The sequence below is a fragment of the Mycobacterium sp. VKM Ac-1816D genome (genome assembly GCF_000416385.1).
In the GTDB taxonomy this organism is placed as follows: Bacteria; Actinomycetota; Actinomycetes; order Mycobacteriales; family Mycobacteriaceae; genus Mycobacterium; species Mycobacterium neoaurum_A.
The window spans coordinates 355988-373945 of record NZ_AOHQ01000137.1; the positions used below are offsets into that span (position 1 = coordinate 355988).

14 protein-coding genes and 1 pseudogene are annotated in these 17958 nt (G+C 63.5%); 3 read left to right on the plus strand and 12 right to left on the minus strand.

The window, feature by feature from the left end:
* Position 1: 1 nt before the first annotated feature.
* Together G154_RS16805 and G154_RS16810 are read right to left on the minus strand one after the other, a co-directional pair.
* On the minus strand, positions 2-970 hold the full coding sequence (locus G154_RS16805) for an acetaldehyde dehydrogenase (acetylating) (protein WP_019509756.1): 969 nt from the start codon (positions 968-970) through the stop codon (positions 2-4).
* The gene (locus tag G154_RS16810; protein ID WP_023985921.1) at positions 967-1776 is read right to left on the minus strand and encodes a 2-keto-4-pentenoate hydratase; all 810 of its coding nucleotides are present in this window, start codon (positions 1774-1776) and stop codon (positions 967-969) included. The genes G154_RS16805 and G154_RS16810 overlap by 4 nt, the downstream gene beginning before the upstream one ends.
* Positions 1777-1864: 88 nt before the next feature.
* On the opposite strand from G154_RS16810, the gene G154_RS16815 reads away from it, so the two are divergent.
* Complete coding sequence (locus tag G154_RS16815; RefSeq protein ID WP_110807183.1) at positions 1865-3070, plus strand: amidohydrolase family protein; 1206 nt, start codon at positions 1865-1867, stop codon at positions 3068-3070.
* Positions 3071-3338: 268 nt separating this feature from the next.
* Here the strand turns inward: G154_RS16815 and G154_RS16820 are convergent, their stop codons facing one another.
* The 10 genes and pseudogenes from G154_RS16820 to G154_RS16860 all read right to left on the minus strand — a co-directional run bounded on the left by G154_RS16820 (position 3339) and on the right by G154_RS16860 (position 14905).
* On the minus strand, positions 3339-3647 hold the full coding sequence (locus tag G154_RS16820; protein ID WP_019509753.1) for a non-heme iron oxygenase ferredoxin subunit: 309 nt from the start codon (positions 3645-3647) through the stop codon (positions 3339-3341).
* 135 nt (positions 3648-3782) lie between these two features.
* Complete coding sequence (locus G154_RS16825; protein WP_110807193.1) at positions 3783-4949, minus strand: acyl-CoA dehydrogenase family protein; 1167 nt, start codon at positions 4947-4949, stop codon at positions 3783-3785.
* A gap of 24 nt (positions 4950-4973) precedes the next feature.
* Positions 4974-6098 (minus strand): acyl-CoA dehydrogenase family protein, encoded by a 1125-nt coding sequence (locus G154_RS16830; RefSeq protein WP_019509751.1) that lies wholly within the window; start codon positions 6096-6098, stop codon positions 4974-4976.
* Positions 6099-6361: 263 nt separating this feature from the next.
* Positions 6362-7426 carry an extradiol ring-cleavage dioxygenase class III protein subunit B gene (locus G154_RS16835; RefSeq protein WP_023985923.1) on the minus strand — a complete coding sequence of 355 codons (1065 nt, stop codon included), beginning with the start codon at positions 7424-7426 and terminating at the stop codon, positions 6362-6364.
* Positions 7427-7445: 19 nt separating this feature from the next.
* A complete protein-coding gene (locus G154_RS16840; RefSeq protein ID WP_019509749.1) occupies positions 7446-8309 on the minus strand; it encodes an alpha/beta fold hydrolase in 864 nt (287 codons plus the stop codon).
* A gap of 268 nt (positions 8310-8577) precedes the next feature.
* A pseudogene (locus G154_RS27150) lies at positions 8578-8935 on the minus strand (IS3 family transposase); the annotation flags it as partial.
* 769 nt (positions 8936-9704) lie between these two features.
* The gene (locus tag G154_RS16845) at positions 9705-10379 is read right to left on the minus strand and encodes a TetR/AcrR family transcriptional regulator (protein ID WP_019509747.1); all 675 of its coding nucleotides are present in this window, start codon (positions 10377-10379) and stop codon (positions 9705-9707) included.
* 29 nt (positions 10380-10408) lie between these two features.
* Positions 10409-12247 (minus strand): NAD(P)/FAD-dependent oxidoreductase, encoded by a 1839-nt coding sequence (locus G154_RS16850; protein WP_019509746.1) that lies wholly within the window; start codon positions 12245-12247, stop codon positions 10409-10411.
* 47 nt (positions 12248-12294) lie between these two features.
* A complete protein-coding gene (locus G154_RS16855; protein WP_019509745.1) occupies positions 12295-13260 on the minus strand; it encodes a zinc-binding dehydrogenase in 966 nt (321 codons plus the stop codon).
* A gap of 61 nt (positions 13261-13321) precedes the next feature.
* The gene (locus G154_RS16860) at positions 13322-14905 is read right to left on the minus strand and encodes an AMP-binding protein (protein ID WP_045546481.1); all 1584 of its coding nucleotides are present in this window, start codon (positions 14903-14905) and stop codon (positions 13322-13324) included.
* 225 nt (positions 14906-15130) lie between these two features.
* Between G154_RS16860 and G154_RS16865 the strand changes: the two genes are divergently transcribed.
* Both G154_RS16865 and G154_RS16870 read left to right on the plus strand, forming a co-directional pair.
* Positions 15131-15934, plus strand: coding sequence for an alpha/beta fold hydrolase (locus G154_RS16865; protein ID WP_023985925.1), 804 nt, complete (start codon positions 15131-15133; stop codon positions 15932-15934).
* A 1012-nt stretch (positions 15935-16946) separates the two neighbouring features.
* Positions 16947-17906, plus strand: coding sequence for a hypothetical protein (locus G154_RS16870; RefSeq protein WP_019509740.1), 960 nt, complete (start codon positions 16947-16949; stop codon positions 17904-17906).
* The last annotated feature ends 52 nt before the right edge of the window (positions 17907-17958 follow it).

A 17958-nucleotide genomic window follows, 5' to 3' on the forward strand; every position in this document is an offset into this window, starting at 1 on the left:
GTTACTGGTCTCCGCTTCCGTCGATGGTGGCTACGGGAGTGCGCAAGGTCATGGCCTCGGCGGTCTGCAAAGCCGCCGACGTCATGATGTCGAGGTTGCCTGCATAGGCCGGCAGATAGTGTGCGGCCCCCTCGACCTCGAGAAAGATCGACACCTTGGTGGTGACCGCGTTAGACCCGGCGCACAAGAGCGTGTGATATGGCTCGTCGGCTCCGATTCGGCTGAACTGCACCTCCTGTTTGAGACGGTAGCCGGGCACGTACTGCGCCACCCGCGCCGCCATCGCCGCTACGGAACGTCGGATGGCATCCTGGTCGGCGTCGCCGGTAAGGCAGAAGACGGTGTCGCGCATGATGAGCGGTGGCTCGGCGGGATTGAGGACGATGATGGCCTTGCCCTTGGCCGCCCCTCCCACCAATTCGATTGCTCGCGAGGTGGTTTCGGTGAATTCGTCGATGTTTGCCCGCGTTCCCGGGCCGGCCGAACGCGACGCTATCGAGGCCACGATCTCGGCATAATGCACGGGCGTCACGGCTGCCACCGCTGCGACCATCGGAATGGTCGCCTGTCCGCCACACGTGACCATGTTGACGATCCGGGTCCCGGCGTCGACGTGGTCGGCCAGGTTGACTGCGGGGACGACGAACGGCCCGATCGCGGCCGGCGTCAGGTCGACGAGCAGCTTGTCGTAGGGCGTGAGTTTCTTGGCATTCTCGAGATGCGCCTTGGCTGAGGTGGCGTCGAAGACGACCTTGGTGTCCTCGAATTCGGGCATCTCGAGGAAACCGTCGATGCCGCCGGTGGTGATGGGCACCCCCAACCGGCTTGCCCGCGCCAGGCCGTCCGAATTGGTGTCAATACCGATGAGCGCGGCCACCTCAAGGACTTCCGACAAGCGCAGGATCTTGAACATCAGGTCGGTGCCGATGTTGCCGGAGCCAATGATGGCCGCTTTCGCCTTGGCGGTCATGACACCTCCGAGAACGAGGCCCGCACGAGACCTAGCGGACCGAGGTCGGCGTGGACCCTGGTTCCGGGCTGTGCAGGCACCATCGCTCCAAGCGCACCTGAGAGCACGACCTGCCCAGCGCGCAGCGGATCACCGTAGTCAGCCGCGGTGCGAGCTAGCCACGCCAGTGCATCCAACGGATCGCCCAGGCACAGTTCGCCATTGCCGCTGGACACCTCCTGTCCGTCGACGTACATGGTCATGGGCACCTCGCGGGGGATGAAGTCCGACAACGGGAGCCGATGTTCGGAAAGGACGAACAGGGCCGAAGATGCGTTGTCAGCCACGGTGTCGGTGAGCGCGATGTTCCAATCTTGGACGCGACTGTCGACGATCTCGAGAGCAGCGACTGCGTAGTCGACCGCAGCCATCACGCTCTCGCTGTCGCGCGCTTGAGCAGCATACAAGTCGCTCTTGAGCACGAAGGCGATCTCGGCTTCTATCTTCGGCTGTAACAATCGGTTCCAGGGCACCTCCGCCAGTCCTGTCACGTCCATGTCTGCGAACAGGACGCCGAAATCGGGTTGGTCGACGCCCAGTTGACGCTGCACCGGTGCCGAGGTGAGGCCGATCTTGCGGCCGATGACTCGCCCACCGGCCGCGATCCGACGCCGCGTGAGCTCGGACTGCACCGCGTACGCCCCGTCGATGTCGTTGGGGGAAAACAGATGTCGTATAGGCGGTATGGGCTTCCGTAGTTCGACGGCGCTCGTCAGGCGATCGGCAATCTGGCCGATGCATTCGGCGTTTAGGGTGGCTGTGCGCATGGTGACTCCGCTCAGGATGCGAGGTATTTCGCTCCCATCGTGAGTACTGACGGCCGTCCTGACCCGCTGCCATTCCGGCCATCGGAACATGTGCCTGGACGCGCCATTCTCATCCGACTCAACGCCGCTAATTGCCTACACCGCAGCCGCTTCGAAGATTCCGACGCGAGCGCCGGACGCTTGGCGTGCGCTCGACACCGTCACCTTTCCGGTGGCCGGAATCGCCCGTTGCAGCGTCCTCGATGACTACTACGGTGGACACGACGCAAACGCAAGGAGCTGCATCGTGCCCTCGAAGACACCTGTCGTCGACATTCATGCTCATGTCTTCCCCGATGCTCTGGGTAATTTTGGCACCAAGGGCGATCCACGGTGGCCGCGGCTGATCACGGGATCGGCGGACGGCCAGATCATGTGCGGAGATCGGCTATTCCGACGCGTTCAACCTGCACTCTGGGACGTCGAGACCCGGCTGCGCGAACTCGACGACGCCGGCGTTGATCGTCAACTGGTATCGCCGGTCCCCGTAACGCTGGTGTACTGGGCGCCCGCAGACGAGGCGGCTTCCTTCGCGCGATCCATGAACGACGGCATCGCCGAACAGGTCGACGCGTCGCACGGGCGACTCGCGGGCCTTGGTGCCGTGCCTCTGCAGGACGTCGACCTCGCGATCGACGAACTCACCCGAATCGTCCACGAGTTGAAGCTCGACGGAGCGGAAATCGGCACCGTCATCGGGGGCAGGGAGCTCGACGACCCGGCTTTGCGGCCATTCTTCGCAGCGGCGGAACGCCTTGGCGCAACGCTCTACGTCCACCCCCTCGACGGGGGCGAACACGTGATTAGAAGGTCCGGATCGCCGTACGACTTCGGTATCGGCATGCTGACCGACACGGCGATCGCGGCGACGGCACTGGTCTTCGGTGGCGTGCTCGAGGAGCATCCCACGCTGCGGATCGTGCTGGCCCACGGATGCGGTAGCTACGCCTGGACATATCCACGCACACGCACATGGGCTCAGTTCTCGGGAGCCGATCCCAGTCGGCTCGATGCACTCACGCGAATGCTCTGGGTCGACTCGCTGGTCTTCGACGGCGACCACCTGCCTCTGCTGGTGCGTCGCTTCGGCGCCGATCACGTCATGGTGGGTACCGACTACCCCTTCATACCCGGCCAACTACGCGCCGCACCCGCATTGGTTCGTGATGCCGCGGACGACGGCCTGATCCGCCACGAAGTGGCCGATGGCATCCTCTCCGGCAACGCCGAGACGCTACTCCATCGCTGCCACTAATCCGCAGAAACCACGTCCACACCGACCAGGTCCGAATATTGTAGACGACAATCGTTGCGTGGCAGTGGTTTCAGCGCATCTGCGAGTTGACCGACGGAAACAAGCATCATGCGCCGTCGGCTTGCCCGTCCCAGCGCCATAGCGCACGACGTGCGGTGCACTTCGCCGTCTAGCAATCAACGCGGCGGTGACGAATCGATCTACTCAGCGTCGACCGTCGATGCTGACGCCACGTTTCAGGAACATCTAGGCCCTCCGATTCGCCGGGTCAAATCACGACATAGACGCTGTCGCCGTCGATCTCGACTGGATAGGACTTAAGCGCGACGGTCGCCGGAAGGCACAGCGCTTCGCCGGTGGCTACGTTGAAGCGCGCCATGTGCAAAGGACAGATGATCTCGTTGCCCTCGAGGTCGCCGTCCGTGCCTAGTGACCACTTCTCGTGCGTGCATGTATCAGACGTCGCGTGGAAGGCGCCATCGTCAGTGCGGTGCAGAGCGATGGCCCGATCCCCCGACACCGTCATGGAGCAGCCCTTGGCCAAGTCCTCCACGGAACAAGCCAGAATGCGTTCCATCACTGAATCTCCTTCATTCGCGGCCTTGCTGTGGTGTTTCGAGCCCCCACACCGCAGCTTTCATTCACGGGGTAATCCCTTCGGCGGGAGCGCAAACGGTGCCGGTCATCATCGGCCTGATCTTGGTGACGGTATCTACGATGCGACCGAACCCGAGAGAGCACGCGCGATGATCAAACGCTGTATCTCGCCAGATCCTTCGAAGATGTCCAAGATCTTCAGATCGCGGTACCACTTCTCCAACAAGAGACTCTCACCAGTCGCCTCCGGGCCGAGTAATTGGAGGCATCGCAACACGATTCGCTCACAGCTCTCAGGTATGTACGCCTTGGCAGCGGCAGCGGCTGTACGGTCGTTGACGCCGGAGTCGAGCAGAGACTGCGCACTACGGGCCACTAGGCGGCCTCGCTCCAGAGTCGCGTTCATCGCCGCAAGCTCCTTGGTGACCGCCCCCCACCGCTGCGTGGTGAATTCCGCTTCTTGGTCGTTGAGAATCTCAGCGGTGACGTCAATCGCCGCTTGCGCCGTGCCGATGGCCATGGCGGCGATGTTAGGGCGGTTCAGCGCCAGCGTCGCCAGCGCAGACGCCTGGCCGCGCAGCGTCGGAGCAAGCTCGCCGTCCTTCCACCCCAAAGCGTGGTCTACCGGGATGCGGCAATCGTCCAGGGAAAGGGCGGTCGTAGGCCACGCGCGAAGGCCGAGTTTATCCTCGTTCGCCTTGGTTACCACCAGCCCAGGTGTTCCGCCCTCGACGATGAAGGCGCGAATACCCCTGCCGCCGGCTGACTTGTCGATGGTCGCGAACACGACGATGTAATCTGCTACCGACCCGTACGAACAGTAGATCTTCGAGCCGTTCAAAATCCATTCGTCGCCCTCGCGCACCGCAGTGGTGGCCACCAGGCTCGTGTCGGATCCGAAATGCGGTTCAGTCAAGGCGAATCCGGTGATCCACCCATTGGGTTCGACCGGGTCATACCAGCGCTCAATCTGTTCCTCGGTGCCCACGCTCTTGACGACTAGGTGGCCGATTCCGTTCGCGATTCCGTAGAGACCCCACATGTCTCCGTACGAGATCGCTTCGTAGTAGGCAAGTCGGGTCACCCAGTATCCGTCACCGAAGTCCGGAACAGGCTCACGTCCCGGCAGACCCAAGGGGACCGTGGAGGCCTCCAAGATCTTCGGCCACTCCTCTGGGAAGCCATGATTGCGGTCGACCTCGCGAGCGTAGGGTCGGCATTGTTTGACTGACCAGTCCCGCAATGCTGTTGCATAGTCTTGCAATTCGCGGCTTGTCTGCATGGGCACGATAGCTTTCCGTTCTGTCTACAGGGCTGGTTCGAAGGTCGTGATCAGCGGGTCGGAGTCGAGTGTCGACAGCGTTGCCGCGGCGCGGTACCACAGTTCTGCCGGGTGATCGGTGATGAAACCGTGGCCGCCGAGCGTCTGGACGGCCGTCCGGGTCGCGCGGTTGGCGACGTCGCTGGCATAGGCGACCGCACGGCTGATCGATGACGACTGGTCCGCGGCGCCACCGCTATCGCCGGTGTCGAGCGCGACGGCGAGTTCGCCGATTTCCAAGCGGGAAGCGTCTATCCGCATCCGAGCCTCTGCCAGCGGAAAGGAAACGCCCTGAAAAGTCGAGATGGGTTGCCCGAAGGCAATCCGCTCGTCGGCATATCGTGCGGCATAGCTCAGCGCGCGCTCGGCAAGGCCGATCGCCGTGGCTGCCGCTGATAGTCGAATGATCCCGATCGAGAGCAAGATGTCGTCGGCGTCAGCGGCTGTGCCCACGGCCCGATCAGAAGGCAGCGTGACGTCGAACGACACTGTGCCCCACGCTGCAGCTTTCAAACCCAGTGTCGGGCCATAGGGTTCGATGACGACACCCTCGGCGTTGGCGTCCACAACGGCTGCCCGCAGACCGCCGGTGTGGGAATCGACACCGATCACGACGAAGTACTCTGCCGTCGAGGCGAAGGGGACGCCGACCTTGCGGCCTGACACTCGGATCGAACCCGGGTCGGTGTCGATGGACGTGGTGAACTCCGCTCCCCCCCGACCGCGCGGTTCGTAGAGAGCCACGGCAGCCCGCGCGGAGGCGTCGCCGGTGAGCCGCCGGACCGCGGCTACATGGTCGCTGCCGCCGTGTCGAGCCAGTAGCAAAGCTGCATGGCCGGTGACGATCGCTGCAGATGCAATCGCGGCGTCGCCGTACGCTAGGTTCTCGACCGCTACCAGCCAGGTGGCGGCGTCCCCGATGCCGACGCCGCCTAGCTCTTCGGGCACGGGAACGGTCAACCCGCTATCGAAGAGTTGCTGCCACAAATGCGTTGGTATGAAACCGGATTCGTCAGCCTGCCGAGCTGATGGCCATACCGCGTCCATACCGATGCCGCGCGCCAATTCGGCGACGTCACGTTGCTCTTCGGCGAGATTGGCGTTCCTCATACTTTCCTCCGGTTCATCAGGTGGTTACTAGGTCTCCTGGTCGCAAGGCGTCACCCACGCGGAGCGGGGCTTCCCGGGCGCGGGTAAAGATCGAGCGGCCGTGGATTGTCGCGACGATGACTCCCCGGACCACCCGTGTGATGTTGCCGATCGCTCTGGGAAGGCCCGCGCAGTGTTTTACCGCGTCGATGCAGAGCGACCGGTGACACTGGTGGGTTCCACTGCACACGGACAATTCCGCTCGGCGAAATCGCCTCTGCGTGTCAATGGTAGACCGCGAACGCCTTGTTGGAATTGAAGATCTCGGTCTCTACGAAGTCACTCCACGTGAGCTTCATGTCCAGCGCATCCATCGCTCCCAAGAGACAGAACCAGTTGAGCATCTCGTGCTGCCCAGCTTCGACGATCTGCTTGCCAGTCACAGACTTCCAGGTGTCGAGGTCGCCCTCGGTGAGAGCCGCGTACAGCCTACGATCCGACGCCATATCGGGTCTGATGTGCCAATCCTTGTCGTTGAGGAAGGCGTGCGACCAACTGGACGAGGCAATCATCGCCACCCGCAGGTCAGTGTTCTGGATCGACTGCGCGATGGCGCGGCCGAGCTCAAAACAGCGCAACGGGGACGGTCCTGGCGGATCCACCACCTCCGTACGGAGGATCTCAGCAAACTTCGCCATACCACCGCGTCGGGCAATCACGAGTTCGCCGTAGCAATTCACCGCAATAGGCAGGATGGGATACGGGAATTTGCGGCCGGCGTTTTCGTAGTCCAGAAAGGTCTGCGTGTTGGCAAACGAATGCGGAAAGTGAATGCCCTGACGGGGTTGATAGGAGTATGCACAGTCGAAGCCGGCGGCGAGGACGTCGGACACGACGCCCTTCGCGACCGCTTGTGCGCCTCGCATGGTGTAGGTGGTGTCATCCGGCAGATTCCAGATGTTCGGCGCCCCAAAGCGTCGTAGTACGCCGAATGGTTCGACCTGGGTATCCGGGTAGGCAAGAACACAAAATGGAGGAACGACCTCTTCGCGGAAATTCTCATACTGGTCGTCACCCCAGACCAACACGACATCAGGCTCGAACTCGTCGAGCTCACGACGACAGATGCGTAGTGCCTCCAAGAGTGCGGCACGGTGATCCGCGGCTGCCGCCAGCCCGAAGTCATCGGACCACTCGCGGCGGCCGAGCTCCGGCCAATTCGCCGGATCCTTGTGTTCCGCCGGGATATCGGGATCGGACAACGTGCCGCGTAAGAGCATCGACATCTGCGCGTTGGGGCTCAGCAACATCGGGTAGTGCGTCATTCCTAGACCAAGAATTGATGCCATGATTCGACCTCCCCCGGCGTTAGAGCTGGCCCGCCAGGAATTCGCGCACTGCCGTCACGAAACGCTGGTGCTGTTCGATCTGAGTCCAGTGCCCGCACTTGCCGATCCCGTAAAGCCGGGCATTGGCCAGGTGTTCGAAGAACCACAGCGCCGAGTCGAAGGTCACGAACCGGTCTTCACGGCCGTGCACGATCAGCACGTCATGGGTGATCGCAGCGACGTCGTCGGGCGTCAGCGACCACGGGTCGGAAGCATTGAGACCGGCGAACGTGGCGACGTGGGATCGGGCCACATCCGGCCGTGACACGTGGGCCATCCGGCGTTCCGCCACTTGTCGTAGCTCGCTTCCGAACAGAGAGGGGTCGTAGACGAACGCCTCGAGCAGCGCAGTCATCGCCTCGGTGCTGGGCTTCTCGTAGAACCCGGCGAGCGCCGGAATCGACGGACCGGCAGGAATCGGTGCGCCGCCCGACCCCATGAGCACGATTTTGTCGAGTCGATCGGGAACCCGTCGAGCAAGCTCCAGCGACCAGATTCCTCCCATCGAATTACCCACGGGAGTAACACGTTCCAAGCCAAGCACGTCCAGCAACGCGATGAGGCTGTCGACCCGTGCAGTCGTGAATGCGGCCAAGCCCTGGGGCGGCGGATTCGGGTGCGTCGAGTCACCGAACCCAAGGACGTCGGGCGCCAAGCAGTAGTAGTCGTCGCTCAGGTCGCCCAGCACAGCCGACCAGTTGGACATGCCCGTCGCTCCGGGCCCGGACCCGTGCAGGAACAGCACCGCCGGGCGGGAAGGATCTCCCGCCTCGTTCAGCAGCAATTGATGGTCTCCAACGGTCACATTTCGGGTGGTCACCGTCTTCGCCGTAGTCGTCGTCATTTCAGACCTCCTCAACGAGGACGATCATCGGCCCCGGCAAGCTACGCGTCTAAGTGCGGTTCCGTTCGATGGAACGCTTGCCTCAACGCATACGGCGACCAATGGGCACCCGGGACTGCCCCAAGTTCAGTTGACGCGCGGGAGGTCAATATCAGACCGCGGTTGCTACGGGTGTGGAGCGTTTCGTCTCTATCGGGTTGAGCTACCCAAGGTGTACTGCCTGCACCCTCGATGGCAAGTCCGCGCGATCCACGTGACGATCGCCAGGCGCAACTCGCCTATCGACGAGGTCGTCGTGCACCGGCGGTCCGGACCTTGTGTTCAGTCCTCGCTGCTTGGCGAAGATCGACCAAATGCGCTCTTGAGAGCGGAGGAGTCGGGCCACCGTGTTCCCCACGGCGACGATCCGTGTGCGGGGAGCTAGGCAGCGATGAATCGGCACCCGAAAGCCGGGGCGTCGGCGTGGATTCCAGCGCGGCGTTGACTAGATGTGGGTCATCCCAATGGCGCTGTATCAGAGGATCTTTGCACCGCTTGCAGAACGCTTGGGCGGAGAACCGAAGCACCGGGCACGTCACCGTGACAAGCACGCCTTCGCCGGCAAGGTGACCGACCAGCGGGTGCACCTGTAACGGTGGCGGCTGGCCTGAAGCCGACTGGCAGTGTTGACGCTTGGTTCGGCTTGTGTGACCCCGGTACACCCGACCCGATCAGTGCGGAGTCTTCAAACTGACCTGTCCCCGGGAGGAACCGGCGACGACACCGTCCGCACGGATGGCTTGATCAGAAGCTTGTCCACCACCATCACTGATGGTGCGACCCGTTACAGCTGTGCTTCTGCGCGAACAGCATTCATCGGCGCCCCCAGAAAGGTAGCCGACAACAAACTGGGAGAGCTTTTCAATGCCAACCATCGCCGACCCCTGCGACTACGTCGTCGGAGTGGACACCCACGCGCAGCACACACCTACTGCGGGCTGCGCGCGAAATCAGGAGACGTGATCGTCACGGCGACCTTCCCGGCGTCAGCAGCAGGAACTAACCGGGGCGTTGGCCTGGGTCGCGCGGTGTACTGGCACTGTCGTTGCCACCGTCGAAGGCGCATGCTCCTACAGCTCGATCCTCGTGGCGGCACTGGCAGCTCGAGGCATACCCGTCGGCGAGACGCGCCCACAACCACGATCCGCACATGCCCACGCCGGGTGGCCGATCACCTCGACGCCGAGGCCGCCGCCCGCTGGGTACTGGTCAAGAAATGCTCGCAACCCGCTGACCGGCGCCCGGGGCTTGCAATCTTCGTCGTACTTCCTCGGCATGATGCGAACTACTTGCCCACGAAAGAGGATGAACATCAATCGGGGGCTGTTCAAGCGGCCACGTGACCGCCTTGAAGCCTCACGATTTCATCGTCGCCGGCGACCGACCCCACACGGAGGCCAGCCAGATGGCCCGCACTGCAGACATCGATTGCCCGGTCTGTTCCGGCGGGCACTTCGCGAGCCGGTCTTGGTACAGCATGTGCATCGTCATCTCGAGCAGGGCAGCCACGAGTCCTGGTACGTCTGGTGAGGCGGGGGACGCCAAGCCTTGCTCGCGGTCCTTGAGAACCTGTGCCGTCAGCACGTCGGCCAAGTGCTGATTGCGAGCGCGCCACATTGTGGCCAGCTGCTCGTCTTCGGGGATGGCCTGGACCGAGGCGATCAGGACGGCCGAGTGGGTGCGCCATTCTTCGGCGGTCGCCGCCTGTACACGGTCGAGGTACTGCTCGACGGTCTCGGTGTCGAAACGGACGAAGGACATGGCGCGTTCCTCGAACTCCGACCAGATGTCGGCTGCCAATACCGCCAGCGGGGCGAACTTCGAATCGAAGTAGAAGTAGTAGCCCGACCGGAGAACACCTGCTGCCGAGGCGATCTCGTTGACGGTGAGCTCGCCGATGGGGCGTGTCTCGAGTAGCTCGGCCAGTGTCGTCAAGATGACCTGACGTTGCCGCTCGCCCTTGCTTGGGGCGCGGCGATCACCGGCGACCGCGGCGGCCCCTTTGCCGGCCCGGCTCGGCTTACTTGACATGGCGCAAATTCTAGCTGGTGGGCGGTCCGCTACGGGACGTGGTTCACTTGCCGGTCGGTCAGCGTCAAACCCTCGAATGTCTTCTCGTGCCACCAGTTTTCGATCATGTCCCAGAAGTCGTTCTCGCTGCCCGTGTAGACGTCGTTGAAGAAGGCCTTTCCGATGTCGCCCTGGCCGTTGTAGTAGCCCGGCGTACAGCCCGCGAGGTAGAACTGGCGCGCCAAGCCGGAGTTGCGAGTGGCTTCAACCCACTCGTCCTGGGCGGCCTGGGTGGGCTCGATGGCTCCGACGTCGTGCCGGGCGGCGTGGGCGATCAAGCGTGCGGCGTGGCGGGCCTTTCGATCGAGCATGTAGGTGAAGTTCACGACGTAGGCGTTCTGGCTCAACCCCAGTTCTACGAAGTTGGGGAATCCGCGGGTAAAGAAGCCGTGCAGGGTCTTGGCTCCGTCGGCGAAGTGCTCGCGCAGCGACAGTCCGTCGCGTCCCACGATGTCGTAACCGTATCGATCCGATGACACGCTTCCGGTTTCGAAGCCGGTGGCGAAGATGATGCAGTCGAGCTCGTAGTGCGTGCCGTTGGCGATCAGCCCGGTCGGGGTGATGGCGTCGACGCCGGCGGGTGCGGACACCAACGTCACCGACGGATTGTTGAACGCTTCGAGGTAGCCGTCGTTGCAGCACGGCCTCTTGCAGACGAATCCGTACCAGGGTTTGAGGGCCTCGGCAGTGGTTGGGTCGGACACGACCGAGTCGATACGCCGGTGGATCTCCTGCATCATCGTCATGTCGGCGGCCTCGGTGAGCACGATCTGGTCGTGAAGTTCCAGCGTGTCCACCGGCGCCTCGACGAGGTGCTGGCCGGGCATGTCGACGAACACCCGGGTCCAGACGTCGTCGACGAGATTCTGCTCGGGCCGCTCACCGTTGCAGTGCGCCAAGAAGTTGCGATGGCGCTCCTCTTGCCAGCCGGGCTTCAGGCTGGATGCCCACTCTGGGTCGGTCGGCCTGTTGTCGCGCGCGCCAACGTTGCTGGGGGTGCGCTGAATCACGAAGAGCTGCTTGGCATCTGCAGCGACGAACGGGATGGCCTGGATTGCGGTGGCACCGGTACCGACGATGGCGACCCGCTTGTCCCGGAGCCCTTCGAGGTTTCCGTCGGGCCCACCGCCGGTGTAGTCGTAGTCCCACCGGCTGGTGTGGAAGATGGTGCCTTGAAAGTCTCCGATTCCGTTGACCTTTGGCAGTTGCGGTTTGTTCAACGGCCCGTTGGCGCGGACGACGAAGCGGGCGCGCAGGGTGTCGCCGCGGTCGGTTCGCACCTCCCATCGCTCGAGATCCTGCCGCCAGCTGACGTCGGTGACCGCAGTGTGGAACAGCGCTGCGCGGTACAGGTCGAAGTGCCTGCCGATGCGTCGGGCATGCTCGAAGATCTCTGCCCCGTCTGCATAACGCTTGGTGGGGATGTATCCCGTCTCCTCCAGAAGTGGCATGTAGATGTATGACTCGACGTCGCACTGCACCCCGGGATAGCGATTCCAGTACCAGGTTCCACCGAAGTCACCGCCCTGTTCGACGATGCGGAAGTCGGTGATGCCCTCCCGAGTCAGGTATGCCCCGGCCAGCAGACCGCCGAAACCGCCGCCGAGGACGGCCACCTCGACGTCCACGGTCAGCGGGTCACGAGCCGTGACGTCGGTGTACGGGTCGGCGGGGCCGTCGAGTTCACGGACGTCGGACAATCCTTGGAATTGGGTCAGGTTCTCCTCGCGCATCCGCTTGGCACGTTCCTCCGCGTAGCGCTCACGAATCTGCGCGGGGTCGAAGTCGACGTCGACGGGTATTCCGGACACGGGCAAGGTGAAGGTCATTGGTGTTCTTTCATCCGGGGGCAGTGTGTGATTGGGGCGGGCAGGGGTCAGTGGTGCGGGTTGGCAACCAACCGGCCGGTGACTTCCCCGCGGTGCAGTCGGTCCAGGGCGGCGGGGACGTCGTCGAAGGCGACCTCTTCGATGGCAGGTTGCAGGTCTCCGGAGGAGATGAGGTCGTAGACCTCGACGAGGTCTTGCTTGCTGGCCCCCAGGGAGCCATGAAGCTGGACCGACATCAACACCATGTGCGTGATGTTGATCTCGGCGGTCCCGGCCTCTAGTCCGATCACGACCACGCGTCCACCGGCCCGGACCGCCTCGACGGCAGCTGCGGTGGTGGAGCCGGCGCCGGCGAAGTCGATGATGACGTCGGGCTGAAGGGCCTGTAGGTCGGCGATCGAGGAGAAGCATTCCTTCGCGCCCATCTGTCTTGCGGTGGGGAATGTCGAGGGGTTGACGTCTACTCCGTAGACCGTGGCACCTTGAAGATGGGCGACTCGAACACCGTTGAGGCCAAGTCCGCCCAACCCGATGATGCCCACCGTCTGGCCCCTCTGCACGCCCGCGGTGGTGCGGACGGCGTGATAGGAGGTCGCGACGGAGTCGGTGGCGATCGCGGCTTGGGCGAAGGACACGTTGCCGGGAATTGGGACGAGTGTCGAGGCGTGGGCGAGCGTCCGCTCGGCGTACCCGCCGTCGACGGCGAGGCCTGGCGCGTAGGCCAGTCCGGCTTCGAGTGGGTGGGCGATGCAGGCGATTCCGACGCGATCGCCGATCTCGAACCCTGTCACACCTTCACCAAGTGCCGCCACGGTGCCGGCGACCTCGTGGCCGAGGACGATCGGCTGCTTCGCGACCCAGTCCGCCCCGGGGCCATGCAGGATGTGCAGGTCCGAGTGACAGAGCCCGGCGGCGTGCACGTCGACGACGACCCAGCCCGGGCCTGGGGTTGGCTCCGGGAGGTCGACCAGAGTCAGCGGCTTGCCGGATCCGATGAACTGCAGTGCCTTCATGTGGTGGTGTTCCCCTTCGTAGCGGCCGTGGCGGCGGACGGACGGATCAGTGCGTTCGTATTCATTGAGAAGTGTTCTTGGCCAATATGATTCGTGACTGTTCACGCATGTCCACCTTGCGTATCTTCCCGGTGACGGTCATGGGGAAGTCCTCGACGATGCGGACGTAGCGTGGAATCTTGTAGTGGGCGAGGGCTCCGGTGCAGTACGTGCGTATGTCTTGCTCCGACAGCGTTGCGACTCCGGGGCGGAGGCGAACCCAGGCCATGAGTTCCTCGCCGTAGCGCTCGTCGGGAACTCCGATCACCTGGGCGTCCAGGATGTCGGGGTGGGTGTAGAGGAACTCCTCGATCTCACGCGGGTACACGTTCTCCCCACCTCGAATCACCATGTCCTTGATACGGCCGGTGATCGCGACGTACCCGTCGGCGTCCATCACACCGATGTCTCCGGTGTGCATCCAGCCGTCGGAGTCGATTACCTCGGCGGTCTCATCGGGTTGGTTCCAGTATCCGGCCATCACGGAATAGCCACGCGTGCAAAGCTCCCCGTTGACACCGCGGGGCACCGTCGCCCCCGTGTCGGGATCGACGACCTTGACCTCGAGGTGGGGGCCGACGGGTCCGACGGTGGTTGTGCGCTGGGTCAGCGAATCGTCGGCGCGGGTTTGGGTGGACACCGGCGAGGTCTCGGTCATGCCGTAGCAGATCGCGATCTCGCCCATGTGCATCCGATCGATCACCTGACGCATGACCTCGGCGGGACAAGGAGATCCGGCCATGATGCCGGTGCGCAGGCTGCTCAGATCGGCCTCGTCGAAGGTGGCGGCGGCGAGTTCGGCAATGAACATCGTGGGCACTCCGTAAAGCGACGTGCAACGTTGCTCAGCAACGGCATTGAGTACTGCGGCCGGTTCGAATCCGGGGCTGGGAATGACCATCGTCGCGCCATGACTGGTGGCCGCGAGATTGCCCATCACCATGCCGAAGCAGTGATAGAACGGCACCGGTATGCAGACCCGATCGGCACCGGTGTAGCCAAGGAGTTCACCGACCAGGTAGCCGTTGTTGAGGATGTTCCGGTGAGTCAGGCTGGCCCCCTTGGGCGCTCCCGTCGTTCCCGAGGTGTACTGGATGTTGATCGGGTCTGTGTTCGACAGCGCTGCTGCGGCAGCGTCCAGGGCCACGTCGTCGATCGTGCTGGCGACGAGGACGTTCCATCGTGCTTCACCGATGACGACGACGTCTTCGAGGTGTTCACACCGAGGCCGCACCTCGTTGAGCATGGCGACGTAATCCGAGGTCTTGAAGGATGCCGCGCTGATCACCATGCGCACACCGGCCTGATTGAGAACGTGTTCGAGTTCGTGGGCCCGGTAGGCCGGGTTGATGGTGACCAGGATGGCGCCGATCTCGGCGGTCGCGTACTGCGTAATCGTCCATTCGGGAACGTTGGGCGCCCAGATGCCGACTCGATCGCCAGTGCGGATTCCCGCGGCTAGCAGACCGGCGGCAAGCCGCCGAACCGACGAGCGGAACTCGGTGTAGGTCCAACGCCGGCCGGAGGCAACGTCGACCAGGGCGTCGTTGCCGCCGTACGAGGCAGTGGTGGCGGCCAGATTGGCGCCGATCGTCGACTCCAGCAGCGGCGGTGACTGAGGGCCTCGCGCATACGATTCCGCGCGATCGACACCGGCCTCGGATGTTCGACGGTCGGTCACGGGCACTCCTACTTCTCGACGAGGAGTCCAACGAATCGACCTGGCAGCTTCAAGAGCTTGCCCGTCTCTAGTTGTGACTCATCCTGCTTTGTGACAGAGTGTGCATAGATTTTGACTATGTGTCAACTATGTCCGCCCGGGGGGATTGCGATGCATCCGGCAGCAACCGACGCTTCGCCACTGGTCTGCATCCATGGATTCAGCGGGAGCTGGCGCCACTGGATGCCGATAGTCCACGGGGTCGAGCGTCACCATCGGGTCCACGTCGCCCGGCTGGCTGGCCACGCCGACGGCCCCGGCTTCCCGGCGGGTTCGCCGGTAACCGTCACCGCCGTGGCCGATGAGCTAGAACGCCACCTCGATCAGCACGGGATCGGCGAAGCGCATCTGGTTGGCAATTCACTGGGCGGGTGGCTGGCGCTCGAACTCGCCGTGCGTGGGCGCGCACTCTCGGTTACAGCCCTGTCCCCAGCCCTGGGTTGGCCACCCTCGGGTGCACACCTTCGTGCACTGAGGATCAAACTCGTTGCGGCACGGAGAGTCTTCTCGGCCATGGAGCCGTTCGCCGAAACCGCCTTCAAGTTCCGTCCGATTCGGCGGACGCTCTTCAACGGCGCCATGGCCCGAAGTGAGCGCCTTCCCGTCACCGACCTCGTCGCATTCGTTCGCGACAATCTGAGCTGCAGCATCTATCACGACCTGATGCGGTCGTTTCTGTCGACCGAAGCAGTACTCGGACAGATCGCCTGCCCCGTGCACATCGCGTGGTCCGAGCTGGACGCCCTCATCCCATGGGATCCCTACGGACGACGCTTCCCGGAATTGGTGCCGCACGCGCGGCTCTCCACCATCCCCGGCGTCGGACATGTGCCCATGTTCGACGACCCGGGGCTGGTGTCGCGCGTCATCACCGACTTCACCACTGCCGTGGATGCCGGTACCCCCATCAAATAGCCTGCTGCGCACCCATCCTCGCGACACGGGTTAGCGCTTCGGCCACGAGTCCCGCGCAGATGGCCGTGAGGTGAACGCTGCCGCCTGACAGTGTCTACGGCAGCCACCGCATGCCCTTCCTTGAGGAAGCCCTCACCCGCAGGCACCGTGTGATCGACGATTGATGTCCGACCGACGATTACGCCGCCGACAGTGATCCCGTCCCAGTCCTAGGTCCCGCGCGGCTGGCAGCACTCATTGAAGGGTGCAACGCACTGGCTTCTGACGGCGCATCCGAAAAGCTGCTCGGCATACAGCTCGCCGCTCACGTGCGGCAGCTCCACGACACAAATCTGATCTATGCGGCCAGACAAGGGGGCGGCGACCGGGCTCGTCAACACGAACGGTGGCGTGCCGACGTGGAATATCTCGTTTCGCGAATATTCGCCACGGTGACCGACATGGCCACCGCCCGGAACGCCGAGAACAACGATTAGCCGGCCAATTCGGGGCTGACTGCGCTTGGGGCAACGAGCGATATCGCCGACCGCGTAAGTATCGTGCAGTAGCGTTGGTGCACAACGGGTTTCGTCGTATTCTAATGGGACTCTTCATCCGCAGGCCGAGCGCTGGCGTCGCCACGCGCACTCGGTGCGCAACGTCGCGGCGGTCTCCTCCCCCAGCGCCCCGATTTTCGAGTTGGTCGCCCCGGGTAGCACGACGCTCATTTCTCACCGGTCCTCAGTGACATCGAATCGGTTCCTCAACCTATGCACCTCCACATCACTGGTGGTGGCCAATCGAATCTAAGAGTTGTGCGTGCGTCGCCCTTGGCCTCCAGTCGATTGGGGCCTGGAATCGAACGGCACAAGACCCGAGGTCGCCTTTCCGGCGGTTCTCCAGGCTGTTGTCTTCACTTAGCAGATCTGACCGCATCACCGCGGCCCCCGGAAGTTAGGCAATCACCGGGATGATTCCGCCCGTCGCCATGCATGGTGCACAATTAAGCTACATTGGTGGGGGAGTGCGACGAATGAGCACATCCGCGGAGGCGACTCAGGGAATCCGGCAAGTTGCCCGTAACCTCTTGCGACAGGGCGTCGAAGAACTCGTTGAAGCGTCGGCCGACCGCATCAGCGGCGAGGAGCCAAGCTACGGCGACGCTCACGTCACGCTCGCAGACGTGGCCCGCCAGACGCGCCGAACGTTGTCGCTCACGTTGTACCGCTTGGCCGAACTCGACGTCCCTGCAGAGCTAAGCACGGCGGCGTACGAGACCGGACTCCGCCGCGCGGAGCAAGGACTCCCGCTCGCCAGCCTTCTCCACGCCTTCCGGATCGACCTACGGTTGCTGTGGGACGCGATCACCCATGAGGTGCGCGATCTCGAGAACGCGGAGAGGCTGGCCGTCCTTGAGCAGCACACGCTTCTCTGGGAAGCCCTTGAGACGAACACGGCCGATGTTGTCGAGGCCTACCGCGTCGTCGAGGCCAGGCAGGCGCAGCGCCTGGACCGGCGCGACCGTGAACTGTTCAAGCGATTTGTGGCAACCACGGAGCGCCAGCCCGACGCGCTTGCAGCGTTCGCCGCGCACACCACCCTGCGCATCGACTGCCAATACTCGACGTTCGTCGTAGCGGGTCTCAGCGATCCGCGCGAAACCGCAACGGTCATTCGTGGGCGTCTGCGGACCAACGGTTTTCACGCGTTCGTGACGGTGCACAAGGATGACGTCCATGGCCTAGCGCACGAACGGAATGGTCAAGGACCGCGGGCCGAGCTCCTAGCGGACGCTTCTGGCGACGGTTCGGTCGCCGTTGTGCCTGCGATTGGGCTCAGCGGCGTTCCTCGGGCACTTGCCGTTGCCCGCAAAGTCGCCGCCGCCCACAATCCGGGATCGCTTGTGGACGTGGGCCAAGACCCCTTCGGCCAACTCAGTGCTAGCGAGCCCGAACTCGTCGAGGCTGTACTCGATTATCGGCTGCACGAATAGGTGACATCTGAGTTGGCTTGCTCGGGGCGAGCGAGCTGGAAGGATGTCCCAA

Bases quoted from the DNA above. Each gene is read 5' to 3' on its own strand.
- G154_RS16815 (WP_110807183.1), top strand. From the start codon at position 1,865: ATGTGCCTGGACGCGCCATTCTCATCCGACTCAACGCCGCTAATTGCC.
- G154_RS16870 (WP_019509740.1), top strand. From the start codon at position 16,947: ATGAGCACATCCGCGGAGGCGACTCAGGGAATCCGGCAAGTTGCCCGT.
- G154_RS16845 (WP_019509747.1), bottom strand. From the start codon at position 10,379: ATGTCAAGTAAGCCGAGCCGGGCCGGCAAAGGGGCCGCCGCGGTCGCC.
- G154_RS16840 (WP_019509749.1), bottom strand. From the start codon at position 8,309: ATGACGACGACTACGGCGAAGACGGTGACCACCCGAAATGTGACCGTT.
- G154_RS16850 (WP_019509746.1), bottom strand. From the start codon at position 12,247: ATGACCTTCACCTTGCCCGTGTCCGGAATACCCGTCGACGTCGACTTC.
- G154_RS16825 (WP_110807193.1), bottom strand. From the start codon at position 4,949: ATGCAGACAAGCCGCGAATTGCAAGACTATGCAACAGCATTGCGGGAC.
- G154_RS16865 (WP_023985925.1), top strand. From the start codon at position 15,131: ATGCATCCGGCAGCAACCGACGCTTCGCCACTGGTCTGCATCCATGGA.
- G154_RS16820 (WP_019509753.1), bottom strand. From the start codon at position 3,647: ATGGAACGCATTCTGGCTTGTTCCGTGGAGGACTTGGCCAAGGGCTGC.
- G154_RS16835 (WP_023985923.1), bottom strand. From the start codon at position 7,426: ATGGCATCAATTCTTGGTCTAGGAATGACGCACTACCCGATGTTGCTG.
- G154_RS16810 (WP_023985921.1), bottom strand. From the start codon at position 1,776: ATGCGCACAGCCACCCTAAACGCCGAATGCATCGGCCAGATTGCCGAT.
- G154_RS16855 (WP_019509745.1), bottom strand. From the start codon at position 13,260: ATGAAGGCACTGCAGTTCATCGGATCCGGCAAGCCGCTGACTCTGGTC.
- G154_RS16805 (WP_019509756.1), bottom strand. From the start codon at position 970: ATGACCGCCAAGGCGAAAGCGGCCATCATTGGCTCCGGCAACATCGGC.
- G154_RS16830 (WP_019509751.1), bottom strand. From the start codon at position 6,098: ATGAGGAACGCCAATCTCGCCGAAGAGCAACGTGACGTCGCCGAATTG.